Source organism: Streptomyces sp. NPDC050439, assembly GCF_040655335.1.
GTDB lineage: Bacteria > Actinomycetota > Actinomycetes > Streptomycetales > Streptomycetaceae > Streptomyces.
In genome coordinates this window covers 226,114-242,684 of sequence record NZ_JBFAJT010000006.1, presented here as the reverse complement: position 1 = coordinate 242,684, position 16,571 = coordinate 226,114, and the positions used below count along the sequence as shown (strand labels likewise).

Sequence of the window (16,571 nt, the reverse complement as noted above, 5' to 3'; positions counted from 1 at the left end):
TTCTTCCGATTCCTCGGAGGGTGTGTTTCACGTGAAACCAATCGACCCGCGTCTGCTCCGGTACGCCCGCGCCACTCGGTTCTTCCTGGCCGCGGTGGTGGCCCTCGGCGTCGCCGGGGCGGGCCTGGTCGTCGCCCAGGCGATGCTCATCGCCGAGATCGTGGTCGGGGCCTTCCAGAAGGGGCTCGCCCTCGGTGACCTACGGACGCCGATCGTCCTGCTCGTGGTCGTCGCGGTGGGCCGGGCGTTCGTCGCCTGGCTGACCGAGCTCGCCGCTCACCGGGCGAGCGCCGCGGTGAAGTCGGAACTGCGGGGGCGGCTGCTCGACCGTGCGGGGCAACTGGGTCCCGGCTGGCTGAGCAGCCAGCGGACGGGTTCGCTGGTGTCGCTGGCCACGCGAGGCGTGGACGCGCTCGACGACTACTTCTCGCGCTATCTGCCGCAGTTGGGGCTCGCGGTGGTGGTCCCGGTGGCAGTGCTCGCGCGGATCGTCACCGAGGACTGGGTGTCGGCGGCGATCATCGTCGTGACGCTGCCGCTGATCCCGGTCTTCATGATCCTGATCGGCATGGCGACCCAGAACCGGATGGACCGTCAGTGGCGGCTCCTCTCGCGCCTGGCGGGGCATTTCCTGGACGTGGTGGCGGGACTGCCGACCCTGAAGGTCTTCGGGCGCGCGAAGGCGCAGGCCGAGTCGATCCGGCAGATCACGGGTGAGTACCGGCAGGCGACGATGCGTACGCTGCGCATCGCCTTCCTGTCGTCCTTCGCGCTCGAACTCCTCGCGACCCTGTCGGTGGCGCTGGTCGCGGTGACCATCGGGATGCGGCTCGTCCACGGCGACATGGATCTGTACGTGGGTCTTGTCATCCTGATCCTCGCGCCCGAGGCCTATCTGCCGCTGCGCCAGGTCGGGGCGCAGTACCACGCGGCGGCTGAGGGACTCTCCGCAGCCGAGGAGATCTTCGAGGTTCTGGAGGCTCCCGTACGGGTCGCGGGGGAAGCCGCCGCGCCTTCGGGGACGCTGAGCGTGGAGGGGGTGACGGTCCGGTATCCGGGGCGGTCCTCGGACGCGGTCTCCGGGGTGTCGTTCGCGGTGGAGCCCGGTGAGACCGTGGCTCTGGTCGGGCCCAGCGGGGTGGGCAAGTCGACGCTGCTCGACGTGATCCTCGGGTTCGTCGAGCCTGCCGAGGGGCGGGTGCGCGTCGGGGGCGTCGACCTGGCCGAGGTCGCGCCGGAGCGGTGGCGGGAGCGGATCGCCTGGGTCCCGCAGCGGCCGCACCTGTTCGCCGGGTCCATCGCGGAGAACGTACGCCTCGCGCGGCCGGATGCGGACGAGGCTTCTGTGCGGGAGGCGTTGGAGTCGGCGGGGGCCTGGGAGTTCGTGTCCGCGCTGCCGGGGGGCGTGGAGACGTCGCTCGGGGAGGACGGTGCGGGTCTGTCCGCCGGGCAGCGGCAGCGGCTGGCCCTGGCGCGGGCGTTCCTGGCCGACCGTCCTGTGGTCCTGCTGGATGAGCCGACGGCCGCCCTGGACGGGGAGACCGAGGCCGGGGTCGTCGAGGCGGTACGGCGGCTGGCCGTGGGGCGGACCGTGCTGCTTGTCGTGCACCGGCCGGCGTTGCTGGCGGTGGCGGACCGGGTCGTACGGCTCGACGCTGCCCGGCAGCGTGCGTCTGGAACGGCGCTTTCGCAGGCGGCGGTGGACGCGGGGGCGGGCGACGGGTCCTTCGGGCATCCGGAGGCCTCCTTGGAGCACCCGGAGCCGCAGGCCGCGCCGGTGGATGCGTACGAGAGTCCCCGGCCGAAGGGCGACGTCCTCGCCCGGGTGCGGGGGGCCGCGCAGGCACGCAAGGGCAAGCTCGCGCTCGCCCTGCTCCTGGGCGCCCTGGCGATCGGCAGCTCCGTGGGGCTGGTGGCCACCTCCGGGTACCTGATCAGCCGGGCGTCGGAGCAGCCGCCCGTGATGTACCTGATGATCGCCGTGACGGCGACCCGCGCCTTCGGCATGGGCCGTGCGGTCTTCCGCTACGCGGAGCGCCTCGTCTCGCACGACGCCGTCCTGCGGATGCTGGCCGACACCCGCGTGGCCGTCTACCGGCGCCTCGAGCGCCTCGCCCCGGCCGGGCTGCGGAAGACCCGCCGCGGCGACCTGCTCTCCCGCCTGGTCGCCGACGTGGACGCCCTGCAGGACTACTGGCTGCGCTGGCTCCTGCCCGCATCGGCCGCCGCGGTGGTCGGCGCCGGAGCGGTCGGCTTCACCGCCTGGCTGCTGCCCGAGGCCGGCGCTGTCCTCGCCGTCGGTCTGCTCCTCGCCGGAGTGGGCGTACCGCTGCTCTCCGGAGCCGTCGCCCGCCGGGCGGAGCGCAAGCTCGCCCCCGCGCGCGGGGCGCTGGCCACCCGCGTGGCCGATCTGCTCACCGGCACCGCCGAGTTGACGGTCGCGGGCGCCCTGAACCGGCGTACGGCCAAGGCGAAGGAGGCCGACGCCGAGCTGACCCGGATCGCGGCACGGACCGCCACGGCCACCGCGCTCGGCGACGGGCTCGGCGCGCTCGCCACCGGACTCACCGTGACCGCCGCCGCTGTCGTCGGCGTACAGGCGCTGCACGACGGCCGGCTCAGCGGTGTCGCGCTCGCCGTGGTCGTCCTCACCCCGCTCGCCGCCTTCGAGGCCGTCCTGGGGCTGCCGCTCGCCGTGCAGTACCGCCAGCGCGTCAGGAAGAGCGCCGAGCGCGTCTACGAGGTCCTCGACGCCCCCGAACCCGTACCCGAGCCCGCCGAGCCCGCACAGCGCCCGCAGGCGCCCTTCCCGCTCCGTGTGGAGGGTCTGCACGCCCGCTACGAGGGGCAGGACCGGGACGCGCTCGCGGGCGTCGGCCTGACCCTGGAGCGCGGGCGGCGCATCGCGGTGGTCGGTCCTTCGGGTTCCGGCAAGACGACGCTCGCCCAGGTGCTGCTGCGCTTCCTCGGGGCGAGCGAGGGGACGTACAGCCTGGGCGGCACGGACGCGGCCACCCTCGACGGCGACACAGTGCGTGAAATGGTCGGGCTGTGCGCGCAGGACGCGCACATCTTCGACAGCTCCGTGCGCGAGAACCTGCTCATCGCGCGAAAGGGTGCCTCCGACGACGAACTGCACGGCGCTCTGGCGCGGGCCCGGCTGCGGGAGTGGACCGACTCGCTTCCGGAGGGGCTCGACACCCTGGTCGGCGAGCACGGGGCGCGTCTGTCCGGGGGCCAGCGCCAGCGCGTTGCCCTGGCCCGCGCGCTGCTCGCGGACTTCCCCGTGCTCGTCCTCGACGAGCCGGCCGAACATCTCGACCTGCCGACCGCCGACGCCCTGACCGACGATCTCCTGGCCGCCACCGAGGGCCGTACGACACTGCTCATCACACACCGGCTCGCCGGGCTCGACGCGGTGGACGAGGTGATCGTCCTGGACGCGGGTCAGGTGGTGCAGCGCGGGGCGTACGCGGATCTCGTCCTTGTGGACGGGCCGCTGCGGCGCATGCTGGAGCGGGAGCGGGCGGCCGACCTGCTGATGACGGCCGCCGGGTAGGGGTCGGGGCGGCTCGGGGCAGGCCCCGACTTTCCTCGCCAAATAGGACTAACTACTCTCAAAGGCATGTCAGCGCCTTCGGCCTCCGCCGCCTCTCCGCAACCCGACGGCTCATCGGACGCCATAGAGGCCGCGAAGAAGGCGACCCGCAGCCTGCAGGGGCTCTCCCCCGAGCTCACCGCGCGCGTGCCGCAGCTCCTGGAGGCGATGCGCTCCGTCGGGGCAGGGCTCGAACTGCACACCACGCTCGACCGCATCTGCGAGACGGCGGCCGAGCTCGCGGACGCCCACTACGCGGCGATCGGCGTCGTCTCCGAAGACGGCAAGGGGCTCTCCGACTTCGTCCACGTCGGTATCGGCGAGGAGGCCGCCGAGCGGATCGGGCGGCTGCCCGACGGGCACAAAGGGCTGCTCGGCGCCCTCATCCACCAGCCGGAGACGCTGCGCCTCGCGGACCTCTCCGCCGACCCGCGCTCGTGCGGCTTTCCGGCCCACCACCCGCCCATGCGCACCTTCCTCGGTGTCCCCATCCGCGTACAGGGCGAGATCTTCGGCAACCTCTACCTGACCGAGAAGCGAAACGGCGCCGACTTCAACGAGTACGACGTGCACATGGTCCGCGTCCTCGCGACGGAGGCGGGCATCGCCATCGGCAACGCACGCCTCTACGAAGCGGCCATGCAGCGCGAACGCTGGATCGACGGTTCCGTGGCGGTCACCACGGCGCTGCTCTCGGGCAGCGACGCGGAGGAGGCGCTCGCCGTCGTGGCCGAACAGGCCCGCCATCTCGCCGACTCGGCCGCCGGGATCGTGCTCCTGCCCGACGAGGAGGGCGGCATGGAGATCGTCGCCGTCTCCTCGGACGAACCCTCCGGGGTGCTCGGCGTGGTCGTCCCCCCGGAGAGCCGCATCATCACCGATCTGCTCGCAGGGGACGCCGTGTTCCTCGACGACGCGGCCACGGACCCGCGCGTCATGACCGACCTGGCCCGCGGCTACGGGCCCGTCATGATGCTTCCGTTGCAGAGCGACGGCCGCGTCATGGGGACGCTCGTCACGCCACGCGCGCGTGGCGCCCGGCCGTTCAGCGAGACCGAGCGGACCCTCGCCACCCAGTTCGCCTCGCAGGCCGCGCTCGCGCTGATGATGGCCGAGGCGCAACGCGACCGCGAGCGGCTCGCGGTGTACGAGGACCGCGACCGGATCGCTCGGGACCTGCACGACCTCGTGATCCAGCGCCTGTTCGCCACCGGGATGATGCTGGAGAGCGCGCAGCGCAGGTCCGTCGTGCCCGAGGTGCAGACGGGGGTGGGCAAGGCCGTCGACGAGCTGGACGTGACGATCCAGGAGATCCGCACGGCGATCTTCGCCTTGCAGCAGGGTCCGGCCGAGGCTCCTTCGGGGCTGCGTACGCGGGTCCTTCGCGAGATCAACATGGCCGCGGTGCCGCTCGGCTTCAAGCCCTCGCACCACTTCGTGGGCCCCGTCGACACCGTGGTCGGCGAGCTCACCGGGAAGAACCTCATCGCGGCCCTGCGCGAGGCGCTGTCCAACGCGTTCCGGCACGCGCGGGCCGATCGCATCGACGTCGTCGTCGACGCGAAGGTGATCCTGCCCGACGGACAGCAGGGCGTACGCCTGACGGTCTCGGACGACGGGGTCGGCATCGCGGAGGGCGGCCGGCGCAGCGGCCTGAAGAACCTCAAGAGGCGCGCGGAGTCGCTCGGCGGGGACAGTTGGTACGGGCCCGGCATCGGCGAGGATGCCGGGGGCACGGCCGTGGTGTGGCAGGCGCCTTACTAGGGGCCCTACCAGGAGCACTCGTGGGTCTCGCTCTCGCTACAGGTCCTGCTGCTCGCTCAGGATTCGTTCGATGACGACCGCCACGCCGTCCTCGTTGTTGGCGACCGTGCGGCCCGAAGCGGCGGCGAGCACGTCCGGGTGCGCGTTGCCCATCGCGAACGACGTGCCCGCCCAGGTGAGCATCTCGATGTCGTTCGGCATGTCCCCGAAGGCGACGACCTCCGCGGGCGTGATGCCGCGCTCGGCGCAGCACAGCTCCAGCGTGCTGGCCTTGGACACTCCCGGGCCGCTGATCTCGAGCAGGGCGCTCGGGCTCGACCGGGTGATCTCCACCTGGCCGCGCACGGCCTCGCGGGCCACGACCAGGAAGTCGTCGGGCGCGATCTCGGGGTGGAAGGCGAGCACCTTCAGGATGGGCTGGGTCGCGTTCTCGGAGTCCTCGGCGAGCAGCTTCTCCGCGGGGGCGACGCTCTCGCCGGGCTCCAGGTGCAGGGGCGGGTACGTCGGCTCGTGGTGCAGTCCGCCGGTCCGCTCGACCGCGAAGGACGTGCCGGGGGCGGCCGCACGCAGCAGCCGTACGACGTCGAGCGCGTCCTCGCGCCGCAGTTCCCGCACCTTCACGAAGCGATGGCCGCCCGACCCGTCGTGCAGGTCGACCACGGCTGCGCCGTTGCCGCAGATGGCGAGGCCGTGGCCGTGCACATGAGAGCTGACGACGTCCATCCAGCGCGCCGGGCGGCCGGTCACGAAGAAGACCTCGATCCCGGCCCGCTCGGCGGCGGCGAGTGCGGCGACGGTGCGGTCGGACACGGACTTGTCGTCACGTAGGAGGGTGCCGTCCAGGTCCGTGGCGATCAGCCGGGCCTTGGGCCGATGGGGGGCGGAGGCGGCCGGGGTCTTGGGCCGCGGGGTAGCTGAGGTCACGCCATCGATTGTCCCGCACCTAACTGCACGGGCGTGCGCTGGGGCGCACATCTGAGTGCCTTTATGCCCCTGCTGTACTGCCTCCCAGCTGTACGAGCGCCTCCGTGGCGATCCGCTCGAAGATCTTCTCGTCGGCCGCGAAATCCGTTCCCGGCAGCGGCCAGTGCAGCACGATCTCGTTGAAGCCCAGCTCAGCGTGGTTGCCGGCGAAGTCGACGAAGGCGTCGAAGGAGTCGAGGGGGCGGTCCGGGGTGAACCCGGTGAGCAGGATCTTGTCGAGCTCGGCCACGTCCCGGCCGATCGTGTCGCAGGCCGCGGCCAGCTTGTCGGCCTGTCCGCGGATGGCTTGAAGTGATTGCTCCGGGGTGCCGTTCTCGAAGAGTTTCGGGTCACCCGTGGTCACCCACGCCTGCCCGTGGCGCGCGGCGAGCTTCAGGCCGCGCGGTCCGGTGGCGGCGACCGCGAACGGCAGCCGGGGGCGCTGGACGCAGCCCGGGATGTTGCGCACCTCGGACGCGGAGTAGTACTCGCCCTCGTACGAGACGATGTCCTCGGTGAGCAGGCGGTCGAGCAGCGGCAGGAACTCGCCGAAGTGATCGGCCCGTGCGCGCGGGGTCCAGGGCTCCTCGCCCGCCTTGAGCAGCGCGGTGGCATCGAAGCCGTTGCCGCCCGCGCCGATGCCGAGGGTGATCCGGCCGTCGGACACGTCGTCCAGCGTGATCAGGTCCTTGGCGAGGGTCACCGGGTGCCGGAAGTTCGGCGAGGTGACCAGGGTGCCGAGGCGCAGCCTGTCGGTGGCGGCCGCGGCGGCGGTCAGGGTCGGCACCGCGCCGAACCAGGGCCCGTCGCGGAAGGTCCGCCAGGACAGGTGGTCATAGGTGTACGCGGTGTGGAACCCCAGCTCCTCCGCCCGCTGCCAGCGCTCCTTGCCCCCCTCGTGCCAGCGGCGGACGGGCAGGATCACGGTGCTCAGACGCAAACTCATGTATCAGAGCGTATGCCCCTGGAAGGCGCGTCCTCGCAGCTCGCCCCGGGCGGGCCGGTGTGCGGGGGCAGGTCAGTGTCCGGTCGGGAAGCGGAGATATTCAGGGGGCACGGCGGCGGTGAGCCAGACACCGTTGGCGCTCACCTGAAAGACGTGCCCGTCGCGGTGCATCGCGCCCGTGTCGACGGAGAGAACGACGGGCCGTCCGCGCCGGGCGCCGACGCGGGTGGCGGTCTCGCGGTCGGGCGACAGGTGCACGGCGTGCCGGTTCATGGGCCGCAGGCCTTCGACGCGGATCGCGGCGATGCTGCGGCCCACCGTGCCGTGGAAGAGATACGCGGGCGGGGTGGCCGGAGGCAGATCCAGGTCGATGTCGACGGAGTGGCCCTGGCTGGCGCGGATCCGGCCGCCCTCGACGGCGAAGCGCTGCTTGTCGTTCGTGGCCACCACGTGTTCGAGCTCGGCGCGGGTGAAGCGGAAACCATGGGCCGCGGCCGCCGCGACAAGGGCGTCGATCTCCACCCAGCCGTTCTCGTCGAGCGTGAGCCCGATTCTCTCCGGCTGATGGCGCAGGTGCCTGGAAAGGTATTTCGACACCTTCACGGTGCGACGTTCGTCCGCCGCGTCCGCGGAGGGGGCTTCTCCATTCATCCGTTCAGCCTCGCTCCGAACCGTTCTCCCCGCACTTGATTTTCGTCCACCGACTTTTCATCCGACACTTTTCGTCCACAGGTTTGATCCACAACCAAGTCCGGTTATCCACAGGGGATTTGGCATTCCTGTGGACAACACACGCTTGTATTAAGCCCTTTGATCAACAATGCGCTTATCTGCCTGACTTGTGGCAAGCGCGTCCAATGTCCTGGCCTGCACTTCGCGTTCAGTCGCCGCGGTGACGAACGCCGCCGCGTTCTCCCGCCCAACCAGCGCCTCCACGGCCTGCATTGTTGCCGCGGGCAGTGCCACCGGAAGCGGCTCATTCGTAGGTTGGGCCGGGTGCCCCGAAGCGAGGTGGTGCTGGAGGTGACGCGTGGCGAACAGGCGCATGGCCCGCGCCAGTTCGGCGTCGACCGATTGCTGGGCCAGCGGCCTCAGACGCCGGACGAGAGCGGCCGCTTCCGCCGCATCCGCCTCGCTCGGCGGGTGCTGACCGAGATAGCGCGCGAAAACGTGCTCGGTGGTGAACTCCAGGAAACGGGCGGCTATGTGCTCGACCTGCCCCCTCAACTCCCGCAAATGGCCCGAGATCGCGGACAACGGGACTCCGGCAGCATGCAACTCCACCGCCACCGCCAGCTCTTGAGGGCTCGGCACCAGGAATTCATCGTCCCGGCCCGGCACGGGCTCAAGCACGCCGAGGGCGATCGCGTCGGCCACCGCGGCCTCGTCCGGCTCTCCGCCGAACGCCGCGTCCAGCTCCGCCCGGGTCATCCGGTCGGCCTTCTCGTCCGTCCACGGGCCGCCGACCTCGGCCACGAGCCCCAGGACGCCACCGAGCCCCCGGCCCGCGTCCCAGGCCTCCAGCAGTTCCTTGATGGAGGCCAGGGTGTACCCCCTGTCGAGCAGGTCGGCTATCTGTCTCAACCGGGCCAGATGAGTGTCGCCGTACACGTTGGCCCGGCCGCGCCGCTCGGGCCGGGGGAGCAGGCCGCGGTCCTGATAGGCGCGGATCGTGCGGACCGTGGCGCCGCTGTGGTGCGCCAGGTCCTCGATGCGGTACTCCGCCGGCCTGGGCCCGGTGCCGTGATCCACGAGTCCCTGCCCGGCGTCAGACTGCTCGTCCACGCTCCCCGCCTCCGTAACCCTCGTGCTAGGCGATGGCCGCTCGGCCGACCGCAGCGGCCGCGGCCCGAGCCGCGGGTGACTCCGTCAGATAGTCGACGGCCTTGCGCAGCGAGCCTTCCTGCGAGGGATGGTACGACCGCCGCAGGTAGCGGGGTATGGCCGTGCCGATCTCCCGCCAAGTGGGCAGCAGTCCCTTCCTGACGGCCTTGTTGTGTTCCGCCAGGGAGTAGCGGAGGCGCCCCGCGAGCCGGGGGTCCCGGCGCATCAGATAGGCGGTGCCCCAGACCCACAGGTAGAGCATCACGGGCGCCGTGACCGTCATGCCCGCGATGCGGCGGGCATAGCGGGGCAGGCCTTCGCCGCCGCAGTGCTGGTACATGTCGAAGGCGACCGAGCGGTGCTCGACCTCCTCCGCGCCGTGCCAGCGCAACAGGTCGAGCATGACCTCGTCGGCGTCCGCGCGGTCCAGGCCCTCGGCGTGCAGCACCCAGTTCCCCAGGACCGCCGTGAACTGCTCGATCGCCGCGACGACCGCAAGACGGAACCGAAGCCACTCCTGCGTCGCTATCGGAGCGCCCAACGGCGGTGTCTCGCCGAGGAGTTTCTCGAAGAGGAAGTCGACGTACCTGGTGAACGCGGCGGTGTCGAGGCGCTGCGCCGTCAGGTGGTCGAGCACGTGCGCGTGCTGCACGCTGTGCGTGGCCTCCTGGCCCATGAAGCCCTTGACGTCCTTCAGCAGCACCGGGTCGGTGACCAGGGGCAGGCCCTCCTTGAAGACCTTCACGAACCACCGCTCCCCCGCGGGGAGAAGCAGATGCAGCACGTTGATCACGTGGGTGGCGGTGGGTTCGTCCGGTATCCAGTGCAGCGGGGTCCGCTCCCAGTCGAACGAGACCCGGCGCGGAACGATCGTGTAGTGCTCCTCGGTGTTCGTGCCGGTGCTCTTCTCCGTGCTCACAGCGGCGGCTCCAATCGGGCTATCGCACGCAGGGCCCTGGGCGTGAAGCGGGACATGAGGTGGGCGCCACGGGCCTCCGGGGTGACCGGGACCACGGCCTGGTTCTTGACGACCGCGCGCAGGATCGCGTCCGCGACCTTCTCCGGCGGGTAGTTCCGCAGGCCGTACAGGCGCGAGGTCTTCTTCTGGCGGCGCTTCTCCTCCTCGGCGTCGACGCCGGCGAAGTGCGTGGTCGCCGTGATGTTCGTGTTCACGAAGCCCGGGCATATCGCGGAGACCCCGATGCCCTGCCCCGCCAACTCGGCGCGCAGGCACTCGCTGAGCATCAGGACCGCGGCCTTGGAGGTGCTGTAGGCGGGCAGGGCCTTGGACGGCTGATACGCCGCCGCGGAAGCGGTGTTCACGATGTGGCCGCCCTGGCCGCGCTCGGCCATCTGCTTGCCGAAGAGCCGGCAGCCGTGGATCACACCCCACAGATTGACGTCGAGGACCTTCTTCCAGTCCTCGGCGCTCGTGTCGAGGAACGAGCCGGAGAGCCCGATCCCCGCGTTGTTCACCAGGACGTCGACGATGCCGTACTCCCCGGCGACCTTCTCGGCGAGCTTCTCCATGGCCTGCTCGTCGGCGACGTCGACCGTCTCGCCCCACGCCTCGGGGGCACCGATCAGGCGCGACATCTCCGCCGTACGGGCCGCGCTCTCCGCGTCCCGGTCGACGGCCACGACGCGTGCGCCCGCCTCGGCGAACGCGAAGGCGGTGGCGCGGCCGATGCCGCTGCCCGCCCCGGTGACCAGGACCAGCTGGCCGCCGAAGCGATCGGCGTGCTTTCCCGTGGCCACACTGTCGTTCGCGGGCACGCCGTCCTCGTTCGACGTCACGAAGTCGGTGATCCAGGCCGCCAGTTGGTCGGGGCGCGTGCGGGGCACCCAGTGCTTGGCCGGGATGCTGCGGCGCACCAACTCCGGGGCCCACAACTCCAGCTCGTCGTAGAGCCGCTCCGACAGGAAGATGTCGCCGGACGGCGTGATGAGCTGGACGGGGGCGTGCGCGTACGCGTCGGCGCGGGGCCTGCGCATCCGGGCGCGGACGTTGTCGCGGTATAGCCATGCTCCGTGGGCGGCGTCCGACGGCAGCGACGACGTCGGGTAGTCGCCCGCGGGGACCTTCTCCATGCGCTGGAGGATCTTCGGCCACTGCTTGCCGAGCGGCCCGCGCCATGCGAGCTCGGGGAGCACGGGGGTGTGCAGCATGTACACGTACCAGGACTTGGCGCCCTGGCCGAGGAGCTGGCCGACCTTGCGGGGGGTGGGCCGGGTCATCCGCTTCTTGATCCAGTGCCCGAAGTGGTCGAGCGAGGGCCCCGACATCGAGGTGAAGGACGCGATGCGCCCCTCGGTGCGCTTGACCGTGACGAACTCCCAGGCCTGCACCGAACCCCAGTCATGACCGACCAGATGCACCGGCTTGTCCGGGCTCACCGCGTCGGCGACGGCCACGAAGTCGTCGGTCAGCTTCTCCAGCGTGAAGCCGCCGCGCAACGGCTGCGGGGCCGTCGACCTGCCGTGGCCCCGCACGTCGTAGAGCACGACGTGGAAGCGGTCGGCGAGACGCCCGGCCACCTCCGACCAGACCTCCTTGGAGTCCGGGTAGCCGTGCACGAGCAGCACCGTGGGCTGCGTCGGGTCGCCGAGCTCGGCGACGCACAGCTCCACCCCGCCCGTGCGCACCCAGCGCTCGCGGGCGCCCTCGATCCCCTTGGTGATTCCTCCCGTGGTCATGCGGCGGCCCTCTCTTCAGCCCAGCGCCGCACATGCGGCAGATCGTCGTCCAGCCAGAACGCGCTCTGCTCGGGGTCCCTGGAGTCGGTGACGACCAGGATTTCCTCGAACTTCGCGCCCGTACCCCTGAATCCGAGGTGCGGTTCGACCGCCCATAGCCCCTTCTGGGGAGGGTGGTCGGAGAATTTGTACGGTGACCAGAGCGGCGACCAGCCGTCCCGGTGACCGTGGATCGCATCGCTCGCGAGGCCCTTCAGGGACTGCGTGCCGAAGCCGAAGACGTTCGGCGACAGCCGGCGCTCCTTGACCCGGTCGACCTTGTGCGCGATGACGCCGAAGGGATACGCGCGATGACGATTGGCATAGCCCTGGCGCACCATGAGCCGGTCCACGTTCTCGTAGATCTCGCGCAGCGGGCGGCGCTCACGCACCTCGCGCAGGAGCAGCTCGCGGTGTGCCTCCAGGTCGGCGAGCAGCTTGTCGTGCACGGGGTTGAGACCGAGGCAGCCCGAGTAGCCGATGTCCGCCGTATATCCCTTGTAGACCGGCGCCATGTCGAGGATGAAGGGCATCCCCGGCTCGAGCCGGCGGTTGGTGGGGAAGAACTGCAGCGGTATCCGGAAGTTCACGAACGCCGTGCGGTCCCCGAACCAGGCGAAGGGCAGGTGGAACCAGTCCCGCACACCCCGCTCACGCAGCCAGTCACGCTGCATCCGAGCCGCCTCGCGCTCGGTCACCCCTGGCCGGAGCTGCGCCGCGACCGCCTCCGCGCATTCATACGCGAGGGTCTGAACTTCCCTGAACCCCCGCAGCTCCGCGGAGAGTTCACCTGCCACTGCTGAGGTCATGCCACCGTCCGTCCGTGTCCGGTCCATCGCAGTACGCGTCCGTAACTTGACACTGATGAATGTGACAATGCTCGGCGGCTACGTCAATAGCTGTGCACGAGCCGGGCTCGAACCCAGGGTCGGCTGCGGGTTGTCCCCCAGGGGTCGACCTCAGGAGGACCCTTACGGGCCCGTAATACCGGAGAGTGAGGCGAGGACAAGACCCTGGTCTGACGCCTGATGTGGCCTGCGCCACTACCTTCGAATCGTGACTGTGATCGCGACCGAAAGCCTGAGCAAGCGGTTCCCGAGGGTGACCGCGCTTGACCGGCTCTCCATGGATATCGGGCCCGGTGTGACCGGACTCGTCGGAGCCAACGGAGCCGGCAAGTCCACACTGATCAAGATCCTGCTGGGTCTGTCCCCCGCCACGGAGGGCACCGCCGCCGTGCTCGGCCTCGACGTCGCCACCAGTGGCGGCCAGATCCGTGAGCGCGTCGGCTATATGCCCGAGCACGACTGCCTGCCGCCGGACGTCTCGGCCACCGAGTTCGTCGTCCACATGGCGCGCATGTCCGGGCTGCCGCCCACGGCGGCCCGCGAGCGCACCGCGGACACGCTGCGGCACGTCGGTCTGTACGAGGAGCGCTACCGCCCCATCGGGGGCTACTCGACGGGCATGAAACAGCGCGTGAAGCTCGCGCAGGCCCTCGTCCACGACCCCGACCTGGTCTTCCTGGACGAACCGACCAACGGCCTCGACCCCGTGGGCCGCGACGAGATGCTCGACCTCATCCGGCGCGTCCACACGGACTTCGGCATCTCCGTCCTGGTCACCTCGCACCTGCTCGGCGAGCTGGAGCGCACCTGCGACCACGTCGTCGTCATCGACGGCGGCAAGCTCCTGCGGTCCAGCTCCACCACCGACTTCACCCAGACCACCACGACGCTCGCCGTCGAGGTGACGGACACCGACGAACACCCCGACGGCACCAAGGTGTTCCGCGACGCGCTGCAGGGCCTGGGGGTCGCCACCCACGAGGGCAGCGGCCTGCCCGGCGCCGGGCACACCGTGCTGCTCGAAGCGACCGGCGACGAGACGTACGACCTGGTCCGCGACCTCGTGGCGGACCTCGGCCTCGGCCTGGTCCGGATGGAACAGCGCAGGCACCACATCGCCGAGGTCTTCCAGTCCGAACAAACCGAGCAACCCGAGCAGCCCGAACAACCCGAGCAGACGGATGCGCGGAAGGAGGCGGTCCGCCATGGCGGTTGAGCGGCCCCCGGCACACGCCGGTGAACAGACCCAGATCCATAACATCGGCTATCGCAACTACGACGGCCCGCGCCTGGGCCGCGCCTACGCCCGCCGCTCGCTCTTCTCGCAGAGCCTGCGCGGGGCGTACGGACTCGGCCGCTCGGCCAAGTCCAAGGTTCTGCCCATGATCCTCTTCGCGGTGATGTGCGTCCCCGCCGCGATCATGGTGGCGGTCGCCGTGACCACCAAGGCGAACGAACTCCCCGTCGAATACACCCGATACGCGATCCTGCTGCAGGCCGTGATCAGTCTCTACCTCGCCGCCCAGGCCCCCCAGACGGTCTCCCGCGACCTGCGCTTCAAGACCGTCCCCCTCTACTTCTCCCGCCCCATCGAGCACAGCGACTACGTCCGCGCCAAGTTCGCGGCGATGGCCTCGGCCCTCTTCGTCCTCACGGCCGCACCGCTGCTCGTCCTCTACGTGGGGGCGCTGCTCGCCAAGCTCGACTTCGCCGACCAGACCAAGGGCTTCGGCCAGGGGCTCGTCTCCGTGGCACTCCTCTCGCTCCTCTTCTCCGGCATCGCCCTCGTCGTCTCGGCCGTCACACCCCGCCGCGGCTTCGGGATCGCCGCCGTCATCGCCGTACTGACCATCAGCTACGGAGCGGTGTCCACGGTCCAGGCCATCGCCCACGAACAGGGCAGCACCGACGCCCTCGCCTGGCTCGGCCTCTTCTCCCCGATCACCCTGATCGACGGCGTACAGTCCGCCTTCCTCGGCGCGACCTCCGCCTTCCCCGGAGGGGAAGGCCCCTCGTCCGGCACGGGCGCGGTCTACGTGATCGTCGTCCTCGCCCTCATCGCGGGCTGCTACGGCGCACTGCTGCGCCGCTACCGAAAGGTCGGGCTGTGAGCACGATCAACATTGACCACACCAGCCGCTGGTTCGGCAACGTGGTGGCGGTCAACGACATCACGATGAACGTCGGCCCGGGCGTCACCGGCCTCCTCGGTCCGAACGGCGCGGGGAAGTCCACCCTCATCAACATGATGGGCGGATTCCTCGCCCCCTCCACCGGCAGCGTCACCCTCGACGCCAAGCCGATCTGGCGCAACGAACAGATCTACAAGGACATCGGCATCGTCCCCGAGCGCGAGGGGATGTACGACTTCCTCACCGGGCGCGAATTCGTCGTCGCCAACGCCGAGTTGCACGGCCTGGACAAGCGGGCCGCGCACAAGGCCCTCGCCACGGTCGAGATGGAGTACGCGCAGGACCGCAAGATCTCGACGTACAGCAAGGGCATGCGCCAGCGCGTGAAGATGGCGTCCGCCCTCGTCCACGAACCCTCCGTGCTCCTGCTCGACGAACCGTTCAACGGCATGGACCCCCGCCAGCGCATGCAGCTGATGGACCTGCTGCGGCGCATGGGGGACGAGGGCCGGACGGTCCTGTTCTCCTCACACATCCTCGAAGAGGTCGAGCAACTGGCCTCGCACATCGAGGTGATCGTGGCCGGCCGGCACGCGGCGAGCGGTGACTTCCGCAAGATCCGGCGCCTGATGACCGACCGCCCCCACCGCTACCTCGTGCGTTCGAGCGACGACCGTGCCCTGGCCGCCGCCCTGATCGCGGACCCGTCGACGGCGGGAATCGAAGTCGACCTCAAGGAAGGCGCCCTGCGCATCCAAGCCATCGACTTCGGTCGCTTCACCGCCCTGTTGCCACGCATCGCCCGCGATCACGACATCCGGCTCCTCACGGTCTCGCCCTCGGACGAGTCCCTCGAGTCGGTCTTCTCCTATCTCGTCGCGGCCTGAAGGGAGCCATCGTGTACGACCCCACTGTCGCCCGGCTCACCTACCGGGCCCTGCTCGGCCGCCGCCGGGCACTGATCCTCCTCGCCCTGCCCGTCCTGCTGATCGTCATCGCCGCCGCGGTCCGCGGATTCAACGGCGCCGACGACCAGGTCGCCGCCGACCTCCTCGGCGGCTTCGCCCTCGCCACGATGGTGCCGATCATCGGAGTCATCGCGGGCACCGGAGCCATCGGCCCGGAGATCGACGACGGCTCCGTCGTCTATCTCCTCTCCAAGCCGGTCAAGCGGCCCACGATCATCACCACCAAGCTCACCATCGCCATCGCCGTCACCATGGCCTTCTCCGCGGTCCCGACGTTCATCGCGGGCATGATCCTGAACGGCAACGGCCAGCAGATCGCCGTGGCGTACACGATCGCCGCCCTGGTCGCCTCCATCGCGTACGCGGCGATCTTCCTGCTCCTTGGCACCATCACCCGGCACGCGGTCGTCTTCGGGCTCGTCTACGCCCTCGTGTGGGAGACCCTCTTCGGGTCGCTGGTCCCTGGCGCGCGCACGCTCAGCGTCCAGCAGTGGTCGCTCGCCGTCGCCCAGAAGACGGCGGGCGGCGACCTGGTCACCTCGGACGTCGGACTGCCGGTCGCCACGGCGCTCCTTGTCGGCGTCACGGTCCTCGCCACCTGGTACGCCGGGCAGAAGCTGCGGTCGCTGACCCTGGCCGGGGAGGAGTGATTAATTCGGTGGCGGACAAATGGGGGCGCGGGCACAGTAGTTGTGTCACCGCGCCAGGACCCTGGCGCCCGCGCACCGGGAGAGGAGCCGACGTGTCCTTCACCAGTCCGTCGAGTTCCCGGCAGGGCAGCCCGCGGCAGGC

General features: G+C 70.5%; 13 protein-coding genes. 6 read left to right on the top strand and 7 right to left on the bottom strand.

The window, feature by feature from the left end:
* Positions 1–31: 31 nt before the first annotated feature.
* Both cydD and AB0I66_RS25610 read left to right on the top strand, forming a co-directional pair.
* Entirely contained in the window at positions 32–3,559 is a 3,528-nt protein-coding gene (gene cydD, locus AB0I66_RS25615; RefSeq protein WP_363210283.1) for a thiol reductant ABC exporter subunit CydD, read from the top strand.
* A gap of 66 nt (positions 3,560–3,625) precedes the next feature.
* Positions 3,626–5,362 (top strand): GAF domain-containing protein, encoded by a 1,737-nt coding sequence (locus AB0I66_RS25610; protein ID WP_363210282.1) that lies wholly within the window; start codon positions 3,626–3,628, stop codon positions 5,360–5,362.
* Between the two features lie 36 nt (positions 5,363–5,398).
* Here the strand turns inward: AB0I66_RS25610 and AB0I66_RS25605 are convergent, their stop codons facing one another.
* The 7 genes from AB0I66_RS25605 to AB0I66_RS25575 form a co-directional block, all read right to left on the bottom strand.
* On the bottom strand, positions 5,399–6,286 hold the full coding sequence (locus tag AB0I66_RS25605; RefSeq protein ID WP_363210281.1) for a Cof-type HAD-IIB family hydrolase: 888 nt from the start codon (positions 6,284–6,286) through the stop codon (positions 5,399–5,401).
* Positions 6,287–6,347: 61 nt separating this feature from the next.
* Positions 6,348–7,271, bottom strand: a complete 924-nt coding sequence (locus tag AB0I66_RS25600) for an LLM class flavin-dependent oxidoreductase (RefSeq protein WP_363210280.1) — start codon at positions 7,269–7,271, stop codon at positions 6,348–6,350.
* Between the two features lie 72 nt (positions 7,272–7,343).
* Positions 7,344–7,922, bottom strand: a complete 579-nt coding sequence (locus AB0I66_RS25595; RefSeq protein WP_363210279.1) for an RNA 2'-phosphotransferase — start codon at positions 7,920–7,922, stop codon at positions 7,344–7,346.
* A 150-nt stretch (positions 7,923–8,072) separates the two neighbouring features.
* Positions 8,073–9,056 (bottom strand): MerR family transcriptional regulator, encoded by a 984-nt coding sequence (locus tag AB0I66_RS25590; RefSeq protein ID WP_363210278.1) that lies wholly within the window; start codon positions 9,054–9,056, stop codon positions 8,073–8,075.
* Positions 9,057–9,081: 25 nt separating this feature from the next.
* Positions 9,082–10,014: a metal-dependent hydrolase gene (locus AB0I66_RS25585; RefSeq protein ID WP_363210277.1), complete on the bottom strand. Its 933-nt coding sequence runs from the start codon at positions 10,012–10,014 to the stop codon at positions 9,082–9,084.
* Positions 10,011–11,792, bottom strand: coding sequence for an SDR family oxidoreductase (locus AB0I66_RS25580; RefSeq protein ID WP_363210276.1), 1,782 nt, complete (start codon positions 11,790–11,792; stop codon positions 10,011–10,013). Before AB0I66_RS25580 ends, AB0I66_RS25585 begins: the two co-directional genes overlap by 4 nt.
* On the bottom strand, positions 11,789–12,640 hold the full coding sequence (locus AB0I66_RS25575; RefSeq protein ID WP_363210275.1) for a M24 family metallopeptidase: 852 nt from the start codon (positions 12,638–12,640) through the stop codon (positions 11,789–11,791). Before AB0I66_RS25575 ends, AB0I66_RS25580 begins: the two co-directional genes overlap by 4 nt.
* 253 nt (positions 12,641–12,893) lie before the next feature.
* On the opposite strand from AB0I66_RS25575, the gene AB0I66_RS25570 reads away from it, so the two are divergent.
* From AB0I66_RS25570 to AB0I66_RS25555, 4 genes are read left to right on the top strand one after another with little or no spacing between them, the layout of a single operon-like run.
* Entirely contained in the window at positions 12,894–13,895 is a 1,002-nt protein-coding gene (locus AB0I66_RS25570; RefSeq protein WP_363210665.1) for an ABC transporter ATP-binding protein, read from the top strand.
* Positions 13,885–14,790, top strand: coding sequence for an ABC transporter permease subunit (locus tag AB0I66_RS25565; RefSeq protein ID WP_363210274.1), 906 nt, complete (start codon positions 13,885–13,887; stop codon positions 14,788–14,790). The genes AB0I66_RS25570 and AB0I66_RS25565 overlap by 11 nt, the downstream gene beginning before the upstream one ends.
* The gene (locus AB0I66_RS25560; protein ID WP_363210273.1) at positions 14,787–15,698 is read left to right on the top strand and encodes an ABC transporter ATP-binding protein; all 912 of its coding nucleotides are present in this window, start codon (positions 14,787–14,789) and stop codon (positions 15,696–15,698) included. The genes AB0I66_RS25565 and AB0I66_RS25560 overlap by 4 nt, the downstream gene beginning before the upstream one ends.
* A gap of 11 nt (positions 15,699–15,709) precedes the next feature.
* A complete protein-coding gene (locus tag AB0I66_RS25555) occupies positions 15,710–16,429 on the top strand; it encodes an ABC transporter permease (protein WP_363210272.1) in 720 nt (239 codons plus the stop codon).
* Positions 16,430–16,571 lie beyond the last annotated feature (142 nt).